The following is a 7,244-nucleotide window of genomic DNA, read 5'->3' as shown; positions in this document are numbered from 1 at the left end:
TGGCAGGCACCCGCGAGGAATCGCCCGGCTCACCCGGCAGCCACCGCACCACGGGGGCGCATACCCTTCGGGGCACACATAAACGGCATCCGCGCGCGTAAACGCGAGGAGGACGCGTTTATGCGCGCGAATCGCGTTTACGCGTGGGGTTTGGCGGCGGTGGCAGGCACCCGCGAGGAATCGCCCGGCTCACCCGGCAGCCACCGCACCACGGGCCCCACAGCCCTCGGGGCACGCATAAACGGCATCCGCTCGCGCAAACACGAGGAGCACGGGTTTATGCGCGCGGATCGCGTTTATGCGTGGGTTGCGGCGGCGCGAGCGGCGTGCTGCGAGCCAGGGCGGGGCCACGGGGCAATGCCAGTAGCGGGGCAATGCCAGTAGCGGGGCAATGCCAGTAGCGGGGCAATGCCCGTAGCGGGGCAATGCCCGTAGCGGGGCAATGCCGTAACGGAGCGCGGCCAGTAGCCGAGCGCGGCCAGTAGCGGAGCGAGGTCGGAAACGCCGCGGCCCCGGCGCTCGAGGAGCGTCGGGGCCGTGGCATCCGGGGTCGCGCCGGCTCAGGAAGCCGGGATCACGCGGGGGCGAACGTCTTCGCGTCGATGACGAAGCGGTAGCGCACGTCGCTCTTCAGCACACGCTCGTAGGCCTCGTTGATCTGGTCGGCCGAGATGAGCTCGGTCTCGGGGGCGATGCCGTGCTCGGCGCAGAAGTCGAGCATCTCCTGGGTCTCGCGGATGCCGCCGATCGACGAACCGGCGAAGGAACGACGGTTGGTGAAGAGCGTGAAGACCTGGATGGGCAGGGGCTCCGGCGGGGCGCCGACGTTGACCATCGTGCCGTTGAGCGTGAGGAGCCCGAGGTACTGCTTCAGCTCGAGCGGGGCGCTGACGGTGTTGACGATCAGGTCGAAGGTGTTCTTGAGCGTCGTGAAGGTCTCTTCGTCCTTCGTCGCGTAGTAGTGGTCGGCGCCCATCTTCAGGCCGTCGTCCTTCTTGCTGAGCGTCTGCGAGAGCACGGTGACCTCAGCGCCCATGGCGTGGGCGATCTTGACGGCCATGTGACCGAGACCGCCGAGACCGACGACGGCGACCTTCTTGCCGGGGCCGGCGTTCCAGTGGTTCAACGGCGAGTACGTGGTGATACCCGCGCACAGAAGCGGAGCGGCCTTGTCATAGGGGATCGACTCGGGAACGCGGAGGACGAAGTGCTCGTCGACGACGATCTTCTCGCTGTAGCCGCCCTGGGTGATCGAGCCGTCGACATCGGTGCCGGCGTAGGTGCCGATGTTGCCCTTCTCGCAGTACTGCTCTTCGCCGGCGAGGCAGTTGTCGCACTCGCGGCACGAGTTGACCATGCACCCGACGCCGACGCGGTCGCCGACCTTGTGGCTGGTGACGTCTGCGCCGACCTCGGCGACCGTGCCGACGATCTCGTGGCCGACGGTCAGGGGGTAGGGCACGTCGCCCCACTCGCCGCGGATGGTGTGGATGTCGGAGTGGCAGATGCCGGCGTAGGCGATGTCGATGAGGACGTCTGTGGGGCCGACGTCACGACGCTCGATGGTCGTGGGCTCGAGGGGTGAGGTCGCGGACGACGCCGCGTAGGCGTTGACGTGCATGGTTCTCCTGTGGGGATCGATTCAGAGGAATCCATCCTCTGTCACAGCTCGTCTCGGACGGGGACCCTTGACGGATGCCGAAAGGGGCGGCGAACCTGTCGCCGCCCCTCCCGTCACCGATCTACTTGCAGGTGGCCGCCGGGATGGCCGTCGAGACCGTCGCGGGTGTGCCGTTGACGGTCGCCGTGACGGTCGCGGTCCCCGCGGGGATCGACGTCTGGCGCGTGGTGAACGTCGCCGACGCGCGCTTACCGGGTTCGACCGCGCCCAGGCTCTTCGCGCCATACGGGCTGTCGATTCGCACGTCGGCGCGGGTCGCGCCGTCGTTCTGCACCGTCACCGCGACGACGACCTTGCCGGCCACGCACCGCGACGACGCGGTCGCGGTGACCGTTGCGGCCGGGACACGTGTCACCGTCACGGTGTAGGTGCGCTCCGTGCCGTTGGGGGCGGTCACCCGCACGGTTCCGACACCGTTGGCGTCGGCGGGCTGGGTGATGCGCACCACGGCATCCTGATCCACCGCTTGAGCGTTCAGGGTCGGCCACGTGTCTCCCACGACCGAGGCCGTGTAGTCGGTGCGCGCCGGGTCGAACCCGTCGACGGCGCCGGCGCCCACGGTCAGGCGGGCCAGGTCGGCGATTCCCGCCTGCGACGGTGCCGAGGCGAAGATCTCCACCTCGGAGACCACCATGTGCGTCTGCGACCTGGCGTTCATCACGACCCGCACCTCGTCGGCGGCGACGCCTCCGAGCGAGACCTCCACCTTCGGCGCACCGGTCGAGGGTGTCGGGACCGTCTGCAGCGCCCCCTGCGTCCAGGTTCCGCCCGCGCTGCGGTAGTCCACGCGCAGGGTGTCGGCCCAGCTCGCCCCACCGTCACGGTAGAACTGCACCGCCACGCGCTTCACCGTCTCGGTGCCGGCGAGACCGTACGTCAGGGTGTCCTGCGTGTTCTTCGTGCCCGAGCGCCAGTTCGACCAGCCCTTGTCGGTGCTCTGACCGTTGATGGTGCGGTCGATCGGGTACCCGTTCTCGGTGTAGGTCGCGGACGGACGGCTCTGCGGTGCGACGTTGCGTTCGACGGCATCCGTCACGATCACCGTCAACCGCGCGGGCAGCTTCTCACCGCTGGGCCCGGTCGCAGTACCGCTGACCACGACGGTGCCCGCCTTCGCGAACGCCGCGTCCGTGAGGTCGCCCCATGCCCACGCGACCGGGGTCCAGAAGCCTGCGCCGTCGGCGCGCACCTCGGACTGCACGTCCTTGGGCGCCAGCGCCTTGACGCTCGCCAGCGCGCTTCCTGCCGCGACCGTCATCGAGATCGGGCGGGCCGCCGTGTACGCGCCGACCTCGACGGTGGCGGATGCCTCGACGGTGGCGCCGAAGATGTCGGTGCCGGTGCCGCGCACGGTGACGGTGCCGGCCTTCGACCAGTCCTTGCCGTCGAGCTGCCAGGTCACCGGAACCGCGCGAAGCGTCTTTCCCGCATAACTCGCCGTGACCGTGGCGGGCAGAGTCGGTGCGGTGCCGACCGGGGTGCTGACCGTGACCGGCTGAACACCGAGGACCGCCGTGCCCGAGAGACGCCACAGCTGGTTGCCGCCGCCGTTGGAGGTCCACAGGCCCACGCGGGCCTCGGGCTGGGTGCTGGCTTGATTGACATCGAGCACGCGCTCGGCAGCGACGCTCAGCACCGAGTAGGTCGCCCCGTCGGTGGTCGACGCCATCCACTGCAGGTTCTTGTCGGCTGCTGCGGCCGTCGGATCGGAGGTCACCAGCGCCGTGCCGCCGTTCGCGGTGGCGAGGTACTGTCCCGCCGCGTTCTTCAGCGTGAAGCGGTGGCGGTTGGTGCCCTCGCCACTGAGCGAGGTGACGGTCCACGTCTGCGTCTTCGCCGCGTCCTGCGTGGTGGCGAGCGGGCGGATGGCGAGCGCGGAGCCACCGTCGAGTGCGAGGCCGCTCTGCAGACCGGTCAACTGCACGGACTGGCCGTTGCGGAAGCTCGCGGCGGTGTCGGCGACGCCCGAGACGCCGTCGATCACGAACGTGGTGACCGACCGCGCCGGAACGGTGAGCAGCGCCGTCTTCGTCGCGGGGTTCACGGTCACGGGTGCACCCTGCTTGAGGGCGTTGACCGTCGGGTTCTCGAGCGTGGACTGCGTCGTCACGATGGGCGTGACGGTCGCGTTCGAGGGAACCGTGCCGAAATCGTTGAGGTCGATCTCGACGGTGCGGTCGGCGTTCTCGGTGTTCACGTGCACCACGGTCGCGCCCGTTCCGTCGGCGTCGATCGCCGCGGTGGACTGCGTGTTCGAGCTGGCGACCAGTCGGTCGCCGGGCTCGATGTAGTGCGTGAAGTTGCGGACGGTGTTGAACTTCTCGTTCGTCAGCACCTTGCAGCTCGGGTCGGCGTCGCCGTCCTTGAGGCGACGCTCGGAGTTGCCCTGGGCGTTGCAGTCGAAGTCGATGAAGACGCTGCCCCAGTTGAGCTTCTCCACTTTCTCCATGTTGTAGAGGTCTTCGACGGGCTGCCAGAAGACCCAGGCGTCGGGCTCGAGCTCGCGCAGGTCGCCGACGATGTGCTCGGCCATGCCGAGGCCGTTGCCGATGTCGACGGGGTTGAAGCCCGTGCCGGGCGTCCAGTTGCCCTCGACCTCGCTCATCCACAGCGGCTTGTCGGCCGCCTTGGCGATGTCGCGGACGACCTGACGTCCCCCGGTGCCGTAGGTGTGGACGTTGAGCTGGTCGACGGCGTTCTTGGACTCCAGCGACCACGCGTTCCAGTTGGTGGCGAAGATGCCGGGGTTGGTCTCGTCCATCGCCGAGATGACGGCGTCGGTCGTGGTGTCGGGGTCCGCCAGCCGCGCCGCGAGCGCCTTGACCATCTCATCCTGGCGCTGCGGACCGATGTGCGCACCCTCCTGACGGCTGGCGCTGGTGGGCCAGGTCTGCCCTGCGGGGATGTTCGTCGACCAGTAGTTCGTGTTCGGCTCGTTGAACGGGTCGATCGTGTCGAACTGGATGCCGTGCTCTTTCTCGAGCTCGTCGACCACGGTCGTCAGGTATCCGGCGAACTTGTCCATGTCGGCGGTGGCGAGCTGCTCGCTGGTGGCGTTGTTGATGCCGCCCGAGACGAAGCCGCTCTGGGTGAGGAAGTAGGGCGGCGAGTTGCTGAAGGCCTCCCAGTGGGTGACCTTGCCCTTCAGCGCGTCGATCCACCAGCGCTGGGCGGAGTCGGCCGAGAAGTCGTAGTGGGTCGGGTCGTCGGGGTTCCACGCGGCCTTGTAGCGCTCGCGGTCGGCGAAGGTCGAGGTGATCGCGCCTTGGCCGTCGGTGGCGGGCAGCTGGGGGTTCCAGAAACCAGGCACCGCGCCGCCTGGGCGGAGGTACGACGGGACGTCGGTCGCGTTGCCGCCGCCGATGTTGTACCGGGCGATGTTGAGGTTCAAGCCGTCCTCGCCGAAGACGGCGTCGAAGAGCTTCTGGCGCACGTCGGCGGGGTAGTTGCCGGTGGCGTTGGCGAACCAGACCAGGCTCGTCCCCCATCCTTCGAACGGCTCGGATGCCGTGGCGGGGTTGGGCGCGATGCGCACGGGCGCCGTCGCTGCATGGCTCTCATCCGGCGCCGAGACGGCGGCGCCCGCGGTGATGGCGCCGGCGGTCAGGGCCACGGCGCACGTCATCGACAACAGTCGAGTTGACTTCATCGTCATTTCCGATCCGGCCGCTTCGATGCGGCCTCGTGGGGGAGTGTTGACGTCAACATGTGACGCACAGCGCGAGCTTAGCCGACCCGCGTTAGCGCACACAAGGGCCAGCGGTGCGCCTCGCGGCCGATGCCGACCGTGGCATGACCGCCCTCGAATACCCGGCGAAACGACGCCTCGGCCGAACGGCCGCACGCGAGCGACCGCGGTGTGGCCGGGGACGTCAGCGGGGACCGGAACTCGCCCGCACGACGAGCGACGTCGGCACGAGCGTACGGGCGTGGTCGCCGCCCGTGCTTTCGATGTCGGCGATCAGAGCCTTCATCGCCTCTTCGCCCACGCGTTCGAACCGCTGACGCACGGTCGTCAGCGGTGGCCAGAAGTTCGCCGCCTCGGGCATGTCGTCGAAGCCGACGACGCTGACCTCGCCCGGAACGCGACGCCCCGCCTCGTGGAGGGCTCGAATGACGCCGAGCGCCATCTGGTCGTTCGCCGCGAACACCGCGGTCACCTCGGGTCGCACCGCCAGCGACGCCCCGATGCGGTGGCCGGAGTCGGCCGTCCAGTCGCCGATCTGCACCTCGGGCGCCCGGCATCCGCGATCCTCGAGGGCCGCCCACCAAGCGTTGCGGCGACGCTCTGCGGCGAAGGACTCCGGCGGGCCCGACACGTGCCACACCGTCTCATGTCCGAGGTCGAGCAGGTGCTCGGTCGCGAGCCGCGCCCCCTGCGCCTGGTCGTTGTCGACGACGGAGTAGGGGTAGTCGGCGCTGGAATCGACGACGACGACGGGAAGGCCCGACGGGATCGCGAGCTCGTTCTCGCCGAGGCGGTGCGTCTCGATCAGGATAACGATGCCGTCGACAGCGTGCTCGCGCAGGCGCAGGAACGCCCCCGACACATCGGACTGCGAGGCCGACTGCACCGTGATGAGCGTGATGGAGTACCCGGATGCCGCCGCCATCGACGCCAGTGCGTCGAGCGTGCGGGTGTTGCCGTAGGAGCTCAGCGAGAACATGATCACGCCGATGCTGCGGAACCGCCCCGACCGCAGGGCCCGAGCGGCGCTGTTGGGGCGGTAGCCCAGGTGGGCCATGGCGTCGAGGACGCGCTGCCGCGTGTCAGGATCGACGTTGGAGCGCCCGTTCGCCACGCGCGAGACCGTCTGCCCCGACACCCCCGCGGCCGCCGCGACGTCGGCCATCGACACCTCGCGCCGCCGTTCACGCGTCGGGATCACGGTCGACGCCGTCGTCGTATCGCTCATGTCTGCCCCCTCGGGATGTTGACGTTGACACCTTAGCGGGGTGGGGTTATGTTTACGTCAACATCTCGGCCACCCGGACCGAATGCGCACCAACGAAGAGGCACTGGACGATGACGACCACCGCGGCACCCCCGCCCGCCCTGCGCACCCCGCGGCGCCAGCGGCGCACACGCATCGACGATCGCGGTTGGCTGTTCGTCGCCCCCTTCGCGGTCGTGTTCGCGCTCGTCTTCCTCGCGCCGCTGATCTACTCGATCTACCTCAGCCTCTTCCGCGAGCAGCTGATCGGCGGCAACGCCTTCGTCGGTTTCGACAACTACATCGCCGCTTTCCAGGACGAGAAGTTCTGGGACGGCCTCATCCGCGTCTCGATCTTCCTCGTGGTGCAGGTGCCGATCATGCTGATCCTCGCCCTCGGCGCCGCTCTCGCCATCGACAGTGCACGCCTGCACGCGTCGAACTTCTACCGCATCGTGATCTTCCTTCCCTACGCCGTGCCCGCGGTCGTGGCGGTGCTCATGTGGGGCTACATCTACGGCGATCAGTTCGGCCTGGCCGGCAACGTCAACCAGCTACTCGGCTCCGAGGTCCTGCAGCCGTTCATCCCCCAGTGGATGCTGTTGTCGATCGGCAACATCGTCACGTGG

General features: G+C 68.8%; 4 protein-coding genes. 1 reads left to right on the top strand and 3 read right to left on the bottom strand.

The annotated features are described in order from the left end of the window. Window positions 1-574: 574 nt before the first annotated feature. The 3 genes from RWP81_RS12510 to RWP81_RS12500 all read right to left on the bottom strand — a co-directional run bounded on the left by RWP81_RS12510 (window position 575) and on the right by RWP81_RS12500 (window position 6,597). Window positions 575-1,621, bottom strand: coding sequence for an NAD(P)-dependent alcohol dehydrogenase (locus RWP81_RS12510; protein WP_314456568.1), 1,047 nt, complete (start codon window positions 1,619-1,621; stop codon window positions 575-577). A 121-nt stretch (window positions 1,622-1,742) separates the two neighbouring features. After that, a complete protein-coding gene (locus tag RWP81_RS12505; RefSeq protein WP_314456566.1) occupies window positions 1,743-5,330 on the bottom strand; it encodes an RICIN domain-containing protein in 3,588 nt (1,195 codons plus the stop codon). 223 nt (window positions 5,331-5,553) lie between these two features. Beyond that, a complete protein-coding gene (locus RWP81_RS12500) occupies window positions 5,554-6,597 on the bottom strand; it encodes a LacI family DNA-binding transcriptional regulator (RefSeq protein WP_399540594.1) in 1,044 nt (347 codons plus the stop codon). Between the two features lie 110 nt (window positions 6,598-6,707). On the opposite strand from RWP81_RS12500, the gene RWP81_RS12495 reads away from it, so the two are divergent. After that, a partial coding sequence (locus tag RWP81_RS12495) for a sugar ABC transporter permease (protein WP_314456564.1) occupies window positions 6,708-7,244 on the top strand: 537 nt, incomplete at its 3' end.

Source organism: uncultured Microbacterium sp. (genome assembly GCF_963521695.1).
Taxonomy (GTDB): Bacteria; Actinomycetota; Actinomycetes; order Actinomycetales; family Microbacteriaceae; genus Microbacterium.
This window is presented reverse-complemented; position numbering and strand designations above follow the sequence as displayed.

Excerpts from the sequence above, each read along its gene's own strand:
- RWP81_RS12505 (WP_314456566.1), bottom strand. The coding sequence starts at position 5,330 with ATGAAGTCAACTCGACTGTTGTCGATGACGTGCGCCGTGGCCCTGACC.
- RWP81_RS12500 (WP_399540594.1), bottom strand. The coding sequence starts at position 6,597 with ATGAGCGATACGACGACGGCGTCGACCGTGATCCCGACGCGTGAACGG.
- RWP81_RS12510 (WP_314456568.1), bottom strand. The coding sequence starts at position 1,621 with ATGCACGTCAACGCCTACGCGGCGTCGTCCGCGACCTCACCCCTCGAG.